Here is a 19177-nt window from a genome sequence, read left to right on the forward strand (position 1 = left end):
TCTTTGTGAACTTTTTCTATTCATGTTTTCACCTATTCTTCTTAAGGATGGGGTTTAATAACCCCACCCTCCAATATATATATTAGAATTCAAGATCAAAGTCAGTATTTTGATCTAAATCATTTTCCTGATCTTGATCGGATCTTACACGTGCATTGCTTCTGCTATTCAAAGTAACATCCACTCTTGCATTTCCGGAGTTAGTTAATTCAGCACGGGCAACGTTCGTATTTTTATCAACGTTCCGAACTTCTGCTTCGGCTTCCGACTCCGTTCTGTTTCGAACCTCATTATCCAAATCAGTATCGATATCTACGTTAACATTAGTATTATTTCGACGATTTTGCCTATTTACATTTCGATTTCTTCTTCTTCCTGCCATTTGATATTCCTCCCTAATTTAAATCAGCACTTGAAATTAAGCCATCGTTCCAGATGTTCGTAATCTTTAAATATACGAGGGCAGCTTTTAATTAAAATAATTGTTTTAACTACAACCTGCCATTTACCGATCAAAATCAATATCAAAATCATTATTAATATCTTGATCGTTTTCTTGTTCTTGGTCTGTTCTTACCCGTGCATTACTTCTGTTATTCAACCTTACATTAACGCGAGAATTTCCGGAATTGTTAAGAATTGCACGCGCGACATTGGTGTTGTTGTCAGTATTACGGACCTCAGCCTCAGCTTCAGACTCCGTTCTGTTACGAATATCATTATCAATATCAGTATCAATATCAGTATTTACATCAATGTTTTCGCGATTCCGATTTCTTGAACTCATAATTTCCCCTCCTTACCCCTGTACTTGATTTACATATTATTCATTAGTTAGAAAAAGGCTTAGTCATTTTACCGAGGACAAATACCTGTTTTGTTTTTCCAAACAGTATTCCTTACATTCCAAATATGGAAAATACGATGAAGAAGTAATTTAGTGGAAAGGTAGAACCTATCAATTTGCAAAAAGAATTAATATAGAATAAAAAAGCAGCCATTTGTGAAATTTTACGAAATATCACAAATGGCATCCATTCAGAAGAGGCCGGCCTCTAATGCTGCGTCAAAGCTTTTTTGAGCAAACACAAACGGATCGCCGACATTTTCCCAGTGCATATACATTAATCTTGGACTATCAAACAACCAATGATTGTGTACAGCTGTTACAATAAGTCCTCTTCTGCGCAATGCTGTCATGAATCGTTATATTTCTTTTTGAAGAATTACTGTTTCACCAAGATTTAGCGTTCTTCCATTTTGATTATTTTCAAAGGAAAGTGCAAATGGCAGAGCTAAGGGAGATTGAGTGCGGCGGCCTAAAATTGTTGCATTAATATCACGAAGGCGCTGAACCACACAAACTGGTGCTGCAGTAATAACTTCTCCTCCGATAATGTTTGTCAGCTGGTTGACATGTTGAAGTTTTCATTGCCTGACCACCAGTACGTTTAACATTTTGGTTTCTCCTTGTTGTTTGACGATGATGCGAACTTAATTGATTGGGGACATTTGAAGTTCTTAAGAAGTTTTGATTGCCTCTGTTATCAAAAAAATCATTATTCACAATAACAACCTCCTTGTCCATCTGAATCACTAATCAGTTTATTCTTTGTTTTGCTAGACGAATGGACGAATTGATATGGACAAGCACCCTTTTTATTAGATTTAGAACATATTTTCTTCTAATAATTGTTTTGTGATGGTATATCCAATTAGATAAGCTGTTGAAGATGTATATCCATCAACTGTAAACGGTATAATTGAGGCATCCGAAACAATTAAGTTATTGACACCGTGAACTCTTCCGAAACGGTCCACCACACCGCCATTATTTAACGGTGCCATTCGCAGTGAGCTTTATTGATGGTGATTATGACCAAAGTTTTCCTTAATAAAGTTTTCAATTTCTTTATCATTATCAATTGTGTCAAGAGTCGGATTGATAAGTTTATAGGCGGGGTCAATTTTTGAAAGTTTATCGGCTATATCACGAATGTAAATCTTATAAATCGCCTTTATAGTTTCCAAGTCAAAGCTGTTATTAAGAAACCCTTCATCTGCTAGCACGATCTTAAGGGGGGCGTTATTTTGTAGTTTAATAGATCCCCGGCTCCTAGGTTGAATAAAAAGTATGATGATATTCAATTTTCCACCTGCAACTGTTCCAATCAGCTGTACACTGCGGCGGTTACTATTTTTTGATAGAGGATGCGGCAGAAAAGCACCGCTGTGCCCAGTGCCAACAATAATATAGTCAAATATATTTTTTGACCGGCTTTTCATATGAAATAAGAGGAGAAAGAAATAGGGAAGATGACTAGAATGTAAAATGATTCGATTTATAGAAAGAAACTTTTTTATTGCTGTAAAAGGCAAAATTTTTTTAACAAAATTCAGAAGATATGGTATATTAATAAATAAAAATTTTAGTACTTTATTTGATTAAAGGGAAGGTGAGAGAATGGCAGCAGATTTGATGAAAAAAGACAGCAGTCTTCCGTTGCGTCGCGATGTTAAACTACTTGGCAAAATGTTAGGTGAGATTCTGGTGAACCACGGTGGCGAGGAGCTATATGAGAAAGTCGAAAAAATAAGACTTATGGCTAAATCACTTAGGATTCACTTTGACGAAGAAATTTATTCAGCATTAAAACAGGAAATCGTTACCTTGACACCGCCAATGCGCAAGCAGGTAATCCGAGCATTTTCTATGTATTTCCATTTAATAAATGTTGCTGAGCAAAACCATCGAATCCGCAGGCGCAGGCAATATCAGCTTCAAAGTGACAACATCGTCCAGCCTGCTTCAATTGAAAGTGCAATCCTTTCACTGAAAGAAAATAACATTAACATGCAAACTATTCAAAACGTGCTGCAAAGCATATCACTTGAGCTTGTTATTACGGCACATCCAACAGAGGCAACAAAGCGTTCCATTCTTGAAATACAACAGCGGATTGCCGAAATTCTAAAAAATCTTGATCATCCGCTTCTTTCAGGCAGGGAACAAAAAAAGCTCGAAGAAAGTTTGTTTAATGAAGTCGCTATTCTTTGGCAGACCGATGAATTGCGGGAAAATAAACCAACCGTAATGGATGAGGTTAGAAATGGGCTGTATTATTTTGATCAGACATTATTTGAAGTCCTCCCTGATATCCATCAAGAGGTTTCAGATAGTCTCGAGAAATATTATCCTGAAACCTCCTGGGATGTTCCAAATTTCTTGAGGTTCGGGTCATGGATTGGCGGGGATCGGGATGGTAACCCGAACGTGACCCATGATGTGACCTGGGAAACATTGGACCGGCAAAGGCGTCTTGTCTTGCAAAAATATAAAAATGTTTTAGTAGATTTAATGAAACGCTACAGCCATTCCACCTCAAGGGTAAAGGTCAGCGAAGATCTGCTGAAATATATTGATGAAAAAGAAGATTTCTATTTGACAGAAGATAAAAAATGGCCGGTCCAAGCGGAGGTATACCGTCGCGCTTTCGCCATTATAATTGAGCGGGTGAAGCAGACTGGGAAATCTGAACTAGGCTACAGCAGTGCGGAAGAATTGCTGGAAGATCTGTTTTTAATTAATAGAAGCTTAAAGCAGCATCACCCTGCCCGCCACGAACTCGGGAACATTGAAAAACTGATTCGTCAGGTCCAGCTGTTTGGTTTCCATTTAGCCACACTTGATATTAGAAATCATAGCGGGGAGCATGAGGCCGCAATAACTGAGATACTTGGAAAAGTAGGCATCACTGAAAACTATGCAGCACTAAGCGAAACAGAAAAATTAGAAATATTGCAAAGGATTCTCCTTGATCCTCGGCCGCTCCTTTTATTACATGAAGATTACTCCACGGAAACACAGGAAATGATTAAAGTATTTCAGATGATTAAAAACGCTCATGAAGAATTTGGACAAAGAGCAATTACAGTATATCTGGTAAGCATGACTAAATCACCGAGTGATTTATTGGAGGTTTTAGTTTTAGCCAAAGAAGCTGGACTCTATCGTCTTCATGCGGACGGGACGTTGACAAGCCATTTAAATGTTGCTCCGCTATTGGAGACCATTGATGATCTAACAGCCGGTTCACTTATTATGGAAGAACTTTTCAATATGCCAGTTTACCGCAATCATTTGCAGAGCTTGCGGAATCAGCAGGAAATTATGCTCGGCTATTCTGATGGCAGCAAAGACGGCGGCACGCTGACGGCGAACTGGAAGCTTTATAAGGCACAGGTTGAAATTCATGAAATGGCGAAAAAATATCAAATCAGCCTGAAATTCTTCCATGGGCGCGGCGGTTCATTTGGCCGCGGCGGCGGTCCTTTAAACAAAAGCCTTTTATCACAACCGGCTGAAACAATTGGTGACGGCGTGAAAATTACCGAGCAGGGAGAGGTTTTATCTTCTCGATACCTGCTTGAGGATATTGCCTATAGAAGCTTGGAACAAGCTGTATCGACCCTGATTCTTGCCGCAGCGCATGTTACGGAAGAAGGAGAAATGCGGGAGGCGTCATGGGAAAAAGCAATTGAAGAAATATCAAATGCTGCTCTTGCTAAATATCAATCTCTTGTGTTTGAGGATCCCGATTTTCTAACCTATTTTCAATCTGCAACACCACTAAGGGAAGTGGGTGCATTAAACATCGGCTCAAGACCAATGAGCCGCAAAAACCAAGGACGCTTTGAAGACCTGCGAGCGATTCCATGGGTTTTTGCCTGGACCCAAAGCAGACAACTCCTTCCGGGGTGGTATGCGGCAGGATCAGGTCTGGAAGCTTTTGCATCAGGCAGTGAGCAGAACTTAAAGCTGCTAAAGGAAATGTATCTGAAGTGGCCTTTCTTCCAATCAACGATTGATAACTTGCAAATGGCTCTTATGAAGGCTGATATTACAACTGCTAAAGAATATTTAACACTTGTTGAAGATAAAACGATTGCTGAAAGAATTTTTACGAATATATTCGAGGAATATGAGAAAACAAGAGCGATTCTTTTGAAAATTACGGGGGATCAAGAATTACTTGACCATACTCCTAACATAAAAGAATCTGTGTTCCGCCGCAATCCGTATGTCGACCCGCTTAATTTCCTTCAGGTCGAATTAATAAAAGAACTTAGAAAACAGGACGAGCCTGACGCTGCTGTTTTGACGGAAGTTCTCTTGACCATTAGCGGTATCTCCGCCGGTTTGCGTAATACAGGTTGATCTTTAGCCACAAACCTATTTTAGGGTTTGTGGCTTTTTTGAATTTTTTGTGAACTTTTGTAAAATGAATGGCTGTTCATTCATTTTGTCGCAAAATTCGACAAAATCGAAAAAAGTCACGTGCTATATTTATGCAGAGGGGAAAAGGAGTGATTCCATAATTCATTTTACCGGAGGGATGTCTACATGGCAGTAAAAGAAAAAGTTGTGCAGGAGAAACATCAGGTTTATGCAATGATCGATGAATTAGCCAATAACGGAGCGAAAGCACTGAATGAATTCCGCTGTTATAATCAGGAAATGGTGGACGAAATTGTTAAACAGATGGCTCTTGCTGCACTTGAAAACCACAAGTATTTGGCCAAGCTTGCAGTAAAAGAAACACAAAGAGGGGTTTACGAGGACAAAGTTTTTAAAAACATGTTTGCCACCGAAATGATTTACAACAACATCAGGGATATGAAAACGGTGGGTGTCATTGCCGAAAATGATAATGATGGGATGGTCGAAATGGCCGAGCCGGTTGGTGTCATTGCCGGTGTTATCCCCATCACCAATCCGACATCGACAGTCATTTTTAAATCGTTGATTTCACTTAAAACAAGGAATCCAATCATCTTTGCATTTCCACGATATGCTCAAAAATGCTGTACAATAACAGCCCAACTGCTTAGCGAAGCGGCTGAAAAGGCTGGCGCACCAAAGAATTGCATCCAGTGGATTGAGGTACCTTCTCATGAAACATTTCAGGCCCTAATGAAACATCCGCAGATATCGCTCATCCTTGCAACCGGCGGCCCGAATCTAGTGAAGGCAGCCTACAGCTCAGGAAAGCCTGCACTAGGCGTTGGTGCCGGAAATGTACCTTGTTATATTGAAAAATCGGCCAACATTAAACGTGCAGTCAATGACTTAATTTTGTCAAAGACCTTTGACAACGGTATGATTTGTGCTTCCGAACAAGCCCTAATCATTGATCAAGAAATTTATGATGAAGTAAGACAGGAATTGATCGCCAATCACTGCTATTTTCTCAATGGGGAAGAAAAGCAATTGCTCGAACGCGCCGCAATTGATCCGAAAACAAAAGAGCTTAACCCAATGATTGTCGGTCTTCCTGCTTATATGATTGCAAAAATGGCTGGAATCAATGTGCCGCTCAATACAAAGATTCTAATTGCCGAGTTAGATGGTGTAGGGCCGCAGTATCCACTATCCTGTGAAAAATTAAGTCCGATTTTAGCGTGCTACAAGGTAAATAGTTTTGCAGAAGGACTTCTTGTTGCTGAAGAGACACTTGAATATGGCGGTCTTGGGCATTCGGCAGCGATTCATACTTCCAATCAGGATGTGATTGATACATTTTCGCAAAGAATGAAAGCTGGCAGGATTATTGTCAATACACCATCCACACACGGGGCAATCGGCGACATCTATAATACATCATTACCGTCCTTAACTATCGGATGCGGAACATATGGAGGGAATTCTGTGTCACAGAATGTGGGAGCAGCAAATTTACTCAATATCAAAAAAGTAGCCAAAAGAAGAACTATGACTCAGTGGTTTAAAGTTCCATCACAGATTTACTTTGAGAAGAATTCGGTTCAAACACTTGCAGCCGTTCCCGGTATTTCAAAAGCATTTATTGTGACCAGCACAAGCCCGCTAAAGAATGGCTATGTCGAAAAAGTGCAGTATTATTTAAAAAAGAATCCGAACAATGTTCTTTGTGATATTTTCTGGGAGATTGAACAGGACCCAAGTATTGAAACGGTAATGGCCGGTGCAGAACGGATGAAAAAGTTCCAGCCTGATTGTATAATCGCCCTTGGCGGAGGTTCGGTCATGGATGCAGCCAAAGCCATGTGGCTGTTTTATGAACACCCAGACACAGATTTCAAGAGCCTGACGCATAAATTCTTTGATCCAAGCAAGCGAGTGGTTAAATTCCCGGCTCTACGAACTAAGGCGAATTTTATTGCGATCCCAACCACATCCGGCACAGGATCCGAGGTAACATCCGCCTCCGTTATTTCAGATAAAAAGACAAATATCAAATATCCAATGGTTGATGCGCAGCTGACACCAGATGTTGCCATTGTCGATCCACAGTTTGTCATGACTGTTCCTAAACATGTAACTGCGGATACGGGCATGGATGTATTAACACACGCGATTGAAGCCTATGTATCGGTTCTAGCCAATGATTATACGGATGGACTTGCAATGAAGGCTATTCAGTTGGTCTTTGAATTTCTGCCTAAGGCATACAGGGATGGAAGCGATGAACTTGCCCGTGAAAAAATGCATAATGCGGCCACGATTGCCGGTATGGCATTTGGCAATGCTTTCTTAGGCATTAATCACAGTCTTGCTCATGTCATTGGTGCGGAATGTAATATTCCTCATGGACGGGCAAATGCCATCATGCTGCCGCATGTCATCCGCTTTAACGCGATGAAGCCCAATAAATTAATGACTTTCCCTAAATATGAACACTTTATTGCGGATGTACGTTATGCGGAAATTGCCAAAATGCTTGGCCTGCCTGCAAGCACAACCGAAGAGGGAGTGAAAAGCTTAATCGCAGCAATCGTTGAACTTGCTGAGGAATTGGATATACCAATGTGCATCGAAGCGTCTGGTGTTAGGAAAGATGAATTTGAAAGCAAATTATCAGAACTTGCTGAACGGGCATTTGATGATCAGGATACAATTGCCAATCCAAAAATGCCTCTAGTAACTGAATTAGCACAAATCTATCTTCAAGCATACAAAGGTGTCTAAATAAAGTCAGTCTATGGAGGGAGAAAAAATTGTCGGAGGAAATGGAGCAAAAACAGGAAACCAAAACAGTAGGTGAAGAACATATTCAGCTTGAGGTCAGCGGTTTAGACCTGCTCTGGCGTGCAACTTTTAGGAAAATGGATGAATGGGCAAAACGTGCTGAATTCGAAGATGAGGTATTTTTGAAGAGGGCTAAGCTATTTGCAGATAGTGTAGGACGAAGCCAAGCAGATATGAAAGAAATCACTGATAAATTTACAAAGGAATTTGCACAATGGGAAAAAACAGCACGCGATGAATTTTTTATGTCAACAACCACTCTGGCACACTTTTTCCCGATTAAGTCTTTTAAAGAAATAAATGAGCAACTCGAGCGCATTCATCAAAAAACACTGTCACTTCTTAACAGGCCATGCCAATTTATAACTAATACGGACGCAGCAGATAAATATTCTGCAATGATAGAACAGTATATTTCGCTAAGAAAAAAGGCAAGAAGCCGATACCTTACAACTATAAAACAGGCTGGAAATCTAGTCTATGAAAATCAAAAAGTGTTTGTAAACTTATTTTCCAAACAAGTCAGTACGTTTGTCTTTCCGCTAAACAAATATCTGGAGAGAAGTACGATTAGAAAATTTTAATACAAGGAGTGAGGCGGCATGTCTAAAGAAAAAACCTATGATCTATTTGCAGGTTATAAACTGCTAAGTGAAATGTGGGAAAAACAATTAATGGATCTTTTATTTAAGGCGACTGACAACAAAGAATTTGTCCGCACGGCAAATATAGGACTTGACCTGCATTCGCGATATATGGAAAGGGTGCGAAAAAATCAGGAGTTTATCGCTGCATTAATGAATATTCCAACCAAGAAGGATGTCGCAAACGCGGCAAAAATGTCGATTCAGGCTGAAGAAAAATTTGATAGTTTAGAAGAACAGGTATGGAATTTGCAAGACGGTTTGGCAAGCTTTAGTAAAGAAAATTTGACCTTCCTTCAAGAAATAATCAACACTATCAATCAAATGAAAGCTGAATCACTGAAAACAAAAGCAGAGCTGGCAGAAACGAAAAAAATTAAGACAGATCTTCAAGATTTACGGCAGGGTTTGGTTGATATCAAAATCCTCCAGGTGAACCTCCAAGAAATGTGCAAGGAGCTTGAGGGACTAAAGGTAATTCAAGCAGAACTTAAAGATTCTCTCACCCATCAAGAACCGCCAAAAACGGATCGCGGTTTGGAGGAACTAAGGCAGGAGATTGCGCAATTGGCTGAAATAAAAAGCGAAATTGCCTCATTAAAGGAATTAATGGGAAAAGAGAAAGAAAGAAAACAAAAAAAGGAACCGGAAAAAGAGCTGGTCCTGCCAGGGGCCAGCACTACAAAATAACGTGAAGGGGGTATTGGTAAATGAGTGCTAGAGTTTCGACAAAAAGTTTTTTACCGCTTTTAAATATCGAGAAGGAAACGAAACGATGGAATCAGCTTTATAAAGTCATGACTGAGCCAAAGCCGGATATCATCCCTACACCGAGAAAATGTGTATGGAAAAAAAATAAAACTACTTTATGGTATCATCCTGCAAAGGAAAAGAAGCATGCCGTACCAGTATTTCTTGTATATTCGCTTTTGAACAAAGTGTACATTTTGGATGTAGGAGAAGGCAGCAGCGTGGTTGGCGGTTTAACGGAAAGAGGATACGATGTTTACCTGCTGGATTGGGGTACTCCGGGCCTGGAAGATGCTGATCTTACTTTAGAAAACTATATTATTGATTATTTGGAAAACGCACTAAAACGAGCGATAAGACATTCTGGTGCAAAAGAAATGTCCTTAATGGGATATTGTTTAGGCGGGACAATGGCCGCTATTCTTGCCTCTATTACAAGTCTGCCAATTAAGAATTTAGTACTAGCCGCAGTCCCGATTGATTTTAGCATAGGGACTGTACCGCAAAAATGGCTGGATGGGATTCAAAATGGTGAGCTAAGCTTTGACCGCTTTGCCAATGCTTATCAAACCCTTCCATCCGAGTTCCTTTACTTGATGTTTAAGCTGATCACACCGTTAAACGCGGCCACAATGGCCAACCTATATACCCGCGCTCATGATGAGATATATGTTGAAAAGTGGCGCCGGATGGATAAGTGGACGAAGGATGCTCAGGCATTTACGGGTGCCGCCTTTAAGCAATTTTTTAATGATTTTTATAAAGAAAACAAATTATTAAAAGGTGAATTAGTGATGGATGGAAGGAAAGTAGATTTGAAGAATATTAAATGCCCGTTGTTTGTGTTCTCTTGTTCCCGCGATACATTAATTGCTGAAAAGCAAAGTCTGCCGATCATGGACCTTGTTTCAAGTGAAGATAAGACATATGAAGTATATGAAGGCGGCCATGTTTCTCTCGTGCTCACAGGGGTTTTCGCAGAAATAATGGACCCATGGTTATCCACTCGTTCACATGATTTACAAGAAATCCGTTCATAATTTCCAAGGACGAGAATAAATTTATTAACGGGAAGAACGGAGTGGGGGCCCCATCCTTCCCGCTAATATAAATTATCCGGCATTTCGATGCTGGTTGAGGAATTCACGCAAGAGAAGGTTAAACCGGTCTTTTGCTTCGAGTTTGGCAAGATGGCCGGTATTCCTCATAATAATGAATTTAGAGTTTGGTATTAACTTATGCATCCATGCCTGTATCCAAACCGGCAATACAGAATCATACTGTCCGCCGATTATAAGGGTTGGCACTTCAATTGTTGGCAGTAATGATAAATTATTCACTTCTAGGCAAGCTTTCAATGATTCAATAAAAATCTCATGTTTAGGTCGAAAAAGTTGGTTGAATTGTTCAACAGTTTCCTTATCCCAGGAATACAGGGCCATTCGGGCTAAATATTCTGATTCCTTCCCGGCAGAAGCGACTTTTTGAAACTTTGCTTTTCGATTTTCGAATAGTAGGCGTTTGAGTTTATTTGGAAAGTAGTGGAATGTACTTACTAGCATGAGAGAACGGCAGATTGAGGGCGACTGGCGGTAGATTTCCTGTGCAACGGCTCCACCCATTGATAATCCAACAATGTGAGCGTTTTCAATTTTTAACTCCTTTAATAGGCTGATAATGTCTGCAGCAAAATTCTGAATCGTGATTCCATAGGTCTTGGTACACTCCCCGTGGCCTCTTAGGTCTGGAATAATTAATTCATATTCATCGGCAAATTCAAATTGGTGCTGCCACCCCTCCTTTATCTCACCAAGACCATGAATAAACACTAATGGCTCGCCTTTACCTAAATGTAAATAAGGAACACCCAATTTGCTAACCTTTGCTTTTTCCATTTTACACCACCTTTCATTTTTAATAGTTTATATCCAAGTTGGTAAAATTGTAAACAGGTTTACTCAGCTTTTAGTAATATTTATTGACAAGATTGACAAAATATTACTGATAGGTGTAAAATACATATAGGTGAGGTGATAAAGACATGGTAAACCAAGATAATCAATCAGTCAATCCATCAAAAAATTTTGTGCTGCCATTTATTTTATTGCTTCTTAGCAGGGTTTCTCTGCATGGGTATGAATTGAGTCAAAAGCTGGAGTCATTTGGCTTTAAAACTTTGGATCAAGGAAACCTGTACAGAATGTTAAGACAATTAGAAAAAGAGGATTTGGTTTCATCTGAATGGGATACTACTGGTGCAGGTCCAGCCAAAAGAAGGTATTCCATTACAAAAGCTGGTATTACATACTTAAAAGGATATGCCAATCAACTAGAAACGTATCAATCACTCCTCGATCAATTTTTCAAAATGTATACCAGTGTCCTTGAGCTCTATATTCCTTCTTTCCAAAAGAAGGATGCAATAGAGAAAGTAAATAATCGTAAGAGGAGGAAGGACGATGGCGCAGAAGAAGATCGAAGCGATTCCTGAAGTCGACGTAAAAACAGTTCCACAAGCTGCGGAGGAATCTATTGCTGAAGTTTCGTTTGTGAACACTTTTTGGGAACAATATGAGCTTTCCCAGGAACGGGCACGGAAGCTAAGGGAGAGCCGGGAGGATGCCTACCTTAATTCTGTAAAGGAAGTCATCAAGTTCAATAAGCAATATAGAAAATCCGTCGCGAAATTATATGACCAGGCAAGAAAAACAAACAAAGAAATGGTATCTGAGGTTGCCCAACAAGTTAATTTTCGTAAAGAGGATGCAAAGGATGAGGCAGTGCCAAATAACGATCGGGAAGAGCTTAAAAAGCAGCTTAGCGAGGTTTCCAGCCAATTGGAGATATTGGCTTTGACCCCAGTTAAAACCTTTTTCCAATTTGTCGAACAAATGGAAGACAATTTTGTGAAAAATACTGAAGCAGGAATTGGCTTTGCTCGCGAGCGCAGAAATGCGTGGCTGCAAGTTAGAAAGGAATACGTTAAATTGGCACGTAATACCCATCTTGATTTAGTTGAACGCGGGAAGAATAGTTTGAAAGAGCTTGTTAAATCGAATTAACTACTAGCATATCGCAGCAAAGGATTATCACAGAATGTGTATATACTTGAATTAAAGCCGCACTCTCTATTTTACAGGGAGATGTGGCTTTTTTACTTTAAGCCCAATTTCTTTCTAAGAATGGGCTTTTCCTTTTTTACAAATCTGGGTAATAGGGATAAGTGTCTATTGCACATTTTTATCTAGGTGAATAGGATATATGGAATTCAAAAAAGGAGGTAATGTTAAATGACTGGTGTAGCAGGTGGCTACGGAGCAGGATTTGCCCTAATCGTGGTTCTGTTCATTTTATTAATCATTGTAGGGGCTTCTTGGGTTATATAAAAATATAAGGAGGTAAAAAGTATGTTTGGATATGGCGGTTTTGGCGGCTACGGCTATGGCGGCTGTGGCTACGGCGGCTTTGGCTATGGCTGTGGTGGCTTCACTTTAATCGTGGTGTTATTTATCCTCTTGATTATTGTAGGAGCAGCTTGCTACTATTAAGAAAATGAATGGGTAATTAGCCCAAAAAACCCGCTCGGTTTCCCAAGCGGGTTTTGCCTGTTAGCTAAAAGGAAAGTATAAATTCAACTACGCCTCTGTCCTCGTCCTATCGGACTCGCCAATCGGCAAGTTTTCATTTATCCGGCTACATTCATATTCGCACAAACGATTTCTTCGACTTCATGCCCTTCCAAAGTTTCTTTTTTTAATAAGGCATCCACCAATTGTAAATACTGCACTTGATGGCTTTCGATTAATTTTTCTGCTTTCTCTATACCCTCTGCAAACAGTTCTTGCATTTTGATTTCTTTATCCGGTTTACTAAAGGTTAACGTAAAGCCGTCCTGAAGCATTCCAATTTCAACCATTTGTTCAATAATATGTTTAGCCTGTTGCACATCACCGGATACACCGATACTGTGTTCACCTAGAAACATCCTTTCGGCGGTACCGCCGGCTAATATCATGGCAACTCGGTCAAGCAGGTCGCTTGTTGTAGATAAATTTAATTCTTTTGGAATTGGTGCTACATACCCCAAGGCTTCACCCCGTGGAATAATTGTCGCTTTTCTGACTGAACCCGGTTTTGTTACAGAAGCAACAAGGGCGTGCCCGGCTTCGTGGATGGCTACCCGCCGCTTTGTCTCATGATCCTGCAACGACCGTGAAGTACTTCCTAAAATGGTTCGGTCAAGAGCATAATCTAGGTCCTGTTTTTGAATCATATCACGCCCATTACGGACTGCATGACGGCTTGCTGATTCAAATAATGAAAACAGCTCTGCTCCGGAAAACCCGGAAGTACTTTCCGCTAAATCATCTAATGACGTAAGGACATTTTTGGCAATCGCTTTTCCTTTTGAATGAATTTCAATGATTTCCCTGCGACCTTTTGTATCAGGCAGAGGAACATGGAATGAGAAATCAATCCTCCCGGGACGCAAGAATGCTTCATCAAGCATATCTTTTCTGTTTGTAGCGGCAATAAATAAAATGCCGTCATTGGAATGGCCGCCGTCAAGCTGGACAAGAAGTTCAGTTAATGTTTTTTCTCCTTCTTCGCCGCCATGGGCTTTACGTCTGCCGGCAAGGGCATCTACTTCATCGATAAAAATGACAGCAGGACGCTGTTTTCTGGCCGCCTGAAACAATGAGCGGACACGGCTTGCACCGACGCCGACAAATAATTCATTAAACGCCGACCCGCTGGCAGAGAAAAACGAAGCATTCAGCTCATGGGCGATTGCTTGCGCAAGCAAGGTTTTTCCGGTTCCAGGAGGTCCGTATAACAGGATTCCTTTCGGCGGTTTAATCCCAAGCTTTAACGCTCTTTCCTTATCCTTTAAAGTTGTTAAAGTTTGCAATATCTCTTCTTTCATTTCATCGCCTAGACCGCCTACATCCTTTAAACTGATGTTTGGCAGAGGGCGGGCCTTTGCGACGCTGTTTTTCATGGAATTTCCTAAGCCGATGCCGCCCTTTCTTTTTTGGACAGTGTAGACAGCACCTCCTAATAAAAGAAGGACTCCAGCCATGATCCATTTACCATAGCGGCTGCTAGATGAAAAGGAATATTTGATATTATATTTCTCAACCAGTTTATCCACCATTTGGCTATTAGGGGGAACTTGGGAAACATATTCAGATTTTCCTGCTTTTATAAAGAGACTTCCATCGGATTGTTCAGTTAGGGTGACTGTTTTTCCGTTTTGCTCTTGAATAATTGTTTCTACAGACGAAAACGGAATAGATACTTGGTTAGTAGTTGATTGAACGAACCAAATAATTCCGCCAATCACTATAATAAATGCAGCGAACAGCGGAAAGAATTTTTTTGAAACTGTTTTTTTGCTTTGATTCATGGGCTATTCCTCCTTTAACAGAAGTACAACCTCTATTATAAAGGGATTTCCAATAAAATGGATGTGGGAATCGATGGAAGCTGATCGAAGAAAAAACACTTCCCATAAAAAACAGGAAGTGCTGCTCAAAATTAGGATAATAGCCGAAGATGGGGAATAATGGGTGTGAGAACGCTTTGCGCTAGAACACCGATGCTGACGCCAATGCTCGATGCCTTTTTCCATTTAAATACATGAACCTCTTCAGCTTTACCTTCATATAAAAATACAAGCTGCTCAGCTTCTTCGGCAATCCCGATTTTTTTAAAGGGAATCTTGTTTTGTTCCAGCACGATTTCAAATGCCTTTTGCAATAAATTTAATGTTTGTCGATCAAATTTTGTAATTTCCATAAATCCTCCCAAAATCATCAATTATGTATATATTTATTATAGTCATTATTTCAGCCCGATTAAAGAAAATCTCAATTGTCTATTATTGAAATATTGCAAAGTAAACGTTTGAGCGATAAGATTGAAGTTATGGAAAAAACTTAGGCTGTTAAAAGAGAGGAAGACATAATGGGAAACGATTTTAAAAAAGAAGTATTATCGCGCCGTACATTTGCGATTATCTCGCATCCGGATGCGGGTAAAACAACCTTAACGGAAAAATTGCTATTGTTTGGCGGCGCAATCCGCGATGCCGGAACAGTAAAGGCAAAGAAGACAGGAAAATTTGCCACTAGTGACTGGATGGAAATTGAAAAGCAACGGGGAATTTCTGTTACCTCCAGTGTCATGCAATTTGATTATAGCGGTTTTCGCGTCAATATTTTAGATACTCCTGGACACCAGGATTTTAGTGAAGATACGTATAGGACCTTAATGGCAGTTGACAGTGCCGTGATGATTGTGGATTCGGCGAAAGGAATCGAGGATCAGACCATTAAGCTTTTCAAGGTTTGCCGGATGCGGGGAATTCCTATTTTTACGTTTATTAATAAACTTGACCGCCAAGGAAAACCACCGCTAGAACTTCTGGCAGAACTGGAAGAAGTTCTGGGAATTGAATCCTACCCTATGAATTGGCCAATTGGAATGGGAAAAGAGTTCTTGGGAATTTACGACAGATATTATAATCGGGTAGAACAATTCCGGGTTGATGAAGATGCACGCTATATTCCCTTAAATGATGATGGAGAAATTGATGGTGATCACAAGCTGAAATCTTCAGGTCTTTATGAGCAGACACTAGAGGAAATCATGCTGTTAAATGAAGCGGGAAATGATTTTTCTGCTGAAAAAGTGGCAGCAGGAAGCCTGACACCTGTGTTCTTCGGAAGTGCATTGACGAATTTCGGGGTCCAGACATTTCTAGAGACTTACCTGCAATTTGCGCCGCCTCCTAAGGCGAGAAATTCATCTATTGGGGAAATTGATCCGCTTTCCGACCAATTTTCCGGTTTTATTTTTAAAATTCAAGCGAATATGAATCCCGCACACCGGGACCGGATTGCTTTCGTACGAATTTGTTCTGGAAAATTTGAAAGAGGAATGACGGTAAACGTTCCACGGCTTGATAAGCAATTAAAGCTTTCTCAATCCACTTCCTTTATGGCAGAAGAACGAAATACAGTGGAAGAAGCAGTCAGTGGGGATATCATCGGTTTATATGATACGGGAACTTACCAAATCGGCGATACGCTTACCACGGGTAAGCACAATTTTCAATATGAGAGGCTTCCGCAGTTTACCCCGGAGCTTTACGTCAGGGTATCTGCCAAGAACGTTATGAAGCAGAAGTCCTTTTATAAAGGGCTGCATCAGCTTGTTCAGGAAGGTGCTATACAGCTCTTTAAAACCGTTAAAACAGACGAGTATTTATTAGGGGCTGTAGGTCAGCTGCAGTTTGAAGTATTCGAGCACAGAATGAGGAATGAATACAATGCCGAGGTTTTAATGGAACGAATGGGTTCAAAAATTGCCCGCTGGATTGATCAGGACGAGGTTGATGAAAATCTGTCTAGCACTAGAAGCCTTCTCGTGAAGGATCGTTATGAGCATTATGTATTTTTATTTGAGAACGATTTTGCATTACGGTGGTTCCAGGAGAAAAATCCGAATGTAAAGCTTTATAATCCAATGGACCAGCATGAATAAAATCCAAAAAATTAAGGCTGCCTCGGACGAGGCAGCCTTAATTTTTTTATTGTCCAGCTGCAAAAGGGATACTTCGTCAGCATAGGCTTCGCTTTTCTTATTGGGAAAATTTTTTAAAAACCCCCATAAAGAGTATTTCCATATACGTAACATTTATTTAATAAGACATGAACAATAACAAATAAACGAAGGCTCGTGGGCTAAATGCAGTCTTTTCCTATGCTTAACCCCATAAAGACCAAAGCTTGTTCTTATGTTATAATTGGTCGAATAAGAGGTGAGCAAATGCTAGGTTTATTGTTTATGGCTAAAAAGAATAAAAGAACATTAGAAGATACAGTTGCCTTGATTCAGCAAGGTGATAAGTCATTGCTGAATGAACTCATCCAGGCCTATAAACCATTTATCGCTAAAACTGTTTCTTCAGTATGCCGCCGGTATATCTATGAATCCGATGATGAATTTAGCATTGGCCTTATTGCTTTTAATGAGGCGATTGAAAAATATTCAAAAGACCGTGGCAGCTCTTTATTAAGCTTTTCAGAAGTGATTATTAAAAGACGAGTTATTGACTACATCCGAAAGCAAACAAAAAATCAGCACATCAGTATTGATATAACGAATTCCCTCCAAGATGAGGAATTACCTGGAACGGCAATAGTCAATGAGCTTTCCCTTGATGAATATCAGAAAAAGACTGACGAACAGCTAAGAAAAGAGGAAATTATTCATTTTCAATCATTATTAGCTTCATTTGATTTAACCTTTAGCGATTTGGTGGAGAATTCCCCGAAGCATGCAGATGCCAGGAAAAATGCAATCATCGCGGCAAAAAAATTGGTTGACAATGAAGAATTATTTAAATCATTACGCGAAAAGAAGCGGCTGCCTATTAATCAGCTTGAAAAAATGGTAAATGTCTCTAGAAAAACCTTAGAAAGAAATCGCAAATATATTATTGCCATTGCTTTAATTTTATCAAGTGATTATGTGTATATGAAGGATTATATAAAGGGGGTGCTTGATACATGAAAAAGGGAATAATAATGGAAATGGATGATTTTTTTCTCACGCTTTTAACCCCTGAAGGTGAGTTCTTACGGGCTAAGAGACTAAAACAATCCTATTCAATTGGAGAGGAAATAACTTTTTATCCCGTTGAAAGCAAGAATCAATTAAAATATCTATCGTCCATAAAGAAAGTTGCCAAAATGAAAACCGTTTGGGCTGCAGCGGCTGCAATTTTACTATTTTCCGGTTCATTTATTCCAATGTATCAAAATAATAAAGCTTATGCCTATATGTCAATTGATGTGAATCCGAGTATTGAACTAGGAATAAATAAAAAGATGCAGGTTGTGGAATTGACAGGCTATAATCCTGAAGGTAAAAAGATTATTTCCCATTTGGATGATTGGAAGAAACAAGATGTTACGAAGGTGACTGAAGAAATTTTGTCGGAAATAGGTAAAGAAGGGTATTTCAAAACGAATAAGCATGTTATTATTTCAACCGTTCCGACCGGTCATATGGAAAAGAAGGAAGAGCAAAAGCTTGAAACTGATATTAAAGAGATTACCAAAGCTGTTTCCGAGCAGCAGCTAGCATATACTGTTTTATCAGGCACTGAAAAGGATCTTGAAACTGCTCACGAAAAAGGTGTCACTGCTGGTAAATACAAGGCAATAAATAATCCGGTGGCAAAAGAGAAAGTGGAGAATAATTGGAAAAAGTACAAAAATCATAATAATCCTACTGGTCCGGAAGCAAATGCACCGCCAGGGCAATTAAAGAAACAAATGGAGGAAAATGTTACTCAGGAACCTCCTGCCGTTGATAATACTCCGCAGGCGACCGTAGGCCAATCTCCAGTCGAAGATAAAATCCCACCTGGACAGGCAAAAAAGATGGATGATAACCAACAAAAGCAAAATCCGGGGCAGGCCAAGAAGCAAGCCAATCAACAGGAAATTTCACATGGAAATTCACAAGGAAATTCACAAGGAAATTCACATGGAAATTCACATGGAAATTCACAAGGAAATTCACAGGGAAATTCACAGGGAAATCCCAATCCCAAAGGCAAATACCATCATTCAGACAACCAAAATTAAACAAAGAAACAAATAAAAAGAGGCGCTCCATAAGAGCTGCCTCTTTGCCA

19 protein-coding genes and 1 pseudogene are annotated in these 19177 nt (G+C 39.8%); 12 read left to right on the forward strand and 8 right to left on the reverse strand.

The genetic code is table 11. From position 1 onward, the window contains the following. Positions 1-82 precede the first annotated feature (82 nt). From QNN06_RS09705 to QNN06_RS09725, 5 genes and pseudogenes are all read right to left on the reverse strand, one after another. The gene (locus tag QNN06_RS09705; protein ID WP_213116552.1) at positions 83-382 is read right to left on the reverse strand and encodes a hypothetical protein; all 300 of its coding nucleotides are present in this window, start codon (positions 380-382) and stop codon (positions 83-85) included. Between the two features lie 123 nt (positions 383-505). Then, complete coding sequence (locus QNN06_RS09710) at positions 506-787, reverse strand: hypothetical protein (RefSeq protein ID WP_213116551.1); 282 nt, start codon at positions 785-787, stop codon at positions 506-508. A 251-nt stretch (positions 788-1038) separates the two neighbouring features. Then, positions 1039-1407: pseudogene (locus QNN06_RS09715) on the reverse strand (DUF1259 domain-containing protein). A gap of 261 nt (positions 1408-1668) precedes the next feature. After that, a complete protein-coding gene (locus QNN06_RS09720; protein WP_284037503.1) occupies positions 1669-1848 on the reverse strand; it encodes a GMC oxidoreductase in 180 nt (59 codons plus the stop codon). A gap of 12 nt (positions 1849-1860) precedes the next feature. Beyond that, on the reverse strand, positions 1861-2148 hold the full coding sequence (locus tag QNN06_RS09725) for a GMC oxidoreductase (RefSeq protein WP_284037504.1): 288 nt from the start codon (positions 2146-2148) through the stop codon (positions 1861-1863). A 316-nt stretch (positions 2149-2464) separates the two neighbouring features. Here QNN06_RS09725 and ppc point away from each other — a divergent pair, with 316 nt between their 5' ends. The 5 genes from ppc to QNN06_RS09750 all read left to right on the forward strand — a co-directional run bounded on the left by ppc (position 2465) and on the right by QNN06_RS09750 (position 10502). Then, a complete protein-coding gene (gene ppc, locus QNN06_RS09730) occupies positions 2465-5218 on the forward strand; it encodes a phosphoenolpyruvate carboxylase (RefSeq protein WP_284037505.1) in 2754 nt (917 codons plus the stop codon). Between the two features lie 186 nt (positions 5219-5404). Then, positions 5405-8008, forward strand: a complete 2604-nt coding sequence (adhE, locus tag QNN06_RS09735) for a bifunctional acetaldehyde-CoA/alcohol dehydrogenase (protein ID WP_284037506.1) — start codon at positions 5405-5407, stop codon at positions 8006-8008. 41 nt (positions 8009-8049) lie between these two features. After that, positions 8050-8652 carry a hypothetical protein gene (locus QNN06_RS09740; RefSeq protein WP_284037507.1) on the forward strand — a complete coding sequence of 201 codons (603 nt, stop codon included), beginning with the start codon at positions 8050-8052 and terminating at the stop codon, positions 8650-8652. 18 nt (positions 8653-8670) lie between these two features. Continuing rightward, complete coding sequence (locus QNN06_RS09745) at positions 8671-9402, forward strand: hypothetical protein (protein WP_213116547.1); 732 nt, start codon at positions 8671-8673, stop codon at positions 9400-9402. Positions 9403-9422: 20 nt separating this feature from the next. Further along, a complete protein-coding gene (locus QNN06_RS09750; protein WP_213116546.1) occupies positions 9423-10502 on the forward strand; it encodes an alpha/beta fold hydrolase in 1080 nt (359 codons plus the stop codon). Between the two features lie 72 nt (positions 10503-10574). Here the strand turns inward: QNN06_RS09750 and QNN06_RS09755 are convergent, their stop codons facing one another. Beyond that, entirely contained in the window at positions 10575-11357 is a 783-nt protein-coding gene (locus QNN06_RS09755) for an alpha/beta fold hydrolase (protein WP_213116545.1), read from the reverse strand. Between the two features lie 146 nt (positions 11358-11503). Between QNN06_RS09755 and phaQ the strand changes: the two genes are divergently transcribed. The 4 genes from phaQ (at position 11504) to yjcZ (ending at position 13010) form a co-directional block, all read left to right on the forward strand. Further along, on the forward strand, positions 11504-11953 hold the full coding sequence (phaQ, locus tag QNN06_RS09760; RefSeq protein ID WP_213116544.1) for a poly-beta-hydroxybutyrate-responsive repressor: 450 nt from the start codon (positions 11504-11506) through the stop codon (positions 11951-11953). Beyond that, entirely contained in the window at positions 11922-12524 is a 603-nt protein-coding gene (locus QNN06_RS09765; protein WP_213116543.1) for a hypothetical protein, read from the forward strand. Before phaQ ends, QNN06_RS09765 begins: the two co-directional genes overlap by 32 nt. Before the next feature lie 228 nt (positions 12525-12752). Then, a complete protein-coding gene (locus QNN06_RS09770; RefSeq protein WP_213116542.1) occupies positions 12753-12848 on the forward strand; it encodes a YjcZ family sporulation protein in 96 nt (31 codons plus the stop codon). 21 nt (positions 12849-12869) lie between these two features. Then, complete coding sequence (gene yjcZ, locus QNN06_RS09775) at positions 12870-13010, forward strand: sporulation protein YjcZ (RefSeq protein ID WP_213116541.1); 141 nt, start codon at positions 12870-12872, stop codon at positions 13008-13010. Between the two features lie 137 nt (positions 13011-13147). On the opposite strand, the gene QNN06_RS09780 is transcribed toward yjcZ, so the two are convergent. Next, positions 13148-14872, reverse strand: a complete 1725-nt coding sequence (locus QNN06_RS09780) for an AAA family ATPase (protein WP_213116540.1) — start codon at positions 14870-14872, stop codon at positions 13148-13150. Between the two features lie 131 nt (positions 14873-15003). After that, positions 15004-15264, reverse strand: coding sequence for a hypothetical protein (locus QNN06_RS09785; protein WP_213116539.1), 261 nt, complete (start codon positions 15262-15264; stop codon positions 15004-15006). Positions 15265-15432: 168 nt separating this feature from the next. Here QNN06_RS09785 and QNN06_RS09790 point away from each other — a divergent pair, with 168 nt between their 5' ends. From QNN06_RS09790 to QNN06_RS09800, 3 genes are all read left to right on the forward strand, one after another. Continuing rightward, the gene (locus QNN06_RS09790; protein WP_284037508.1) at positions 15433-17013 is read left to right on the forward strand and encodes a peptide chain release factor 3; all 1581 of its coding nucleotides are present in this window, start codon (positions 15433-15435) and stop codon (positions 17011-17013) included. Positions 17014-17298: 285 nt separating this feature from the next. Next, on the forward strand, positions 17299-18045 hold the full coding sequence (gene sigI / locus QNN06_RS09795; RefSeq protein ID WP_213116537.1) for an RNA polymerase sigma factor SigI: 747 nt from the start codon (positions 17299-17301) through the stop codon (positions 18043-18045). Beyond that, a complete protein-coding gene (locus QNN06_RS09800) occupies positions 18042-19127 on the forward strand; it encodes an anti-sigma factor domain-containing protein (protein ID WP_284037509.1) in 1086 nt (361 codons plus the stop codon). Before sigI ends, QNN06_RS09800 begins: the two co-directional genes overlap by 4 nt. Positions 19128-19177 lie beyond the last annotated feature (50 nt).

It is taken from the genome of Neobacillus sp. 114 (assembly GCF_030127045.1).
Classification (GTDB): Bacteria; Bacillota; Bacilli; order Bacillales; family Cytobacillaceae; genus Neobacillus; species Neobacillus rhizophilus.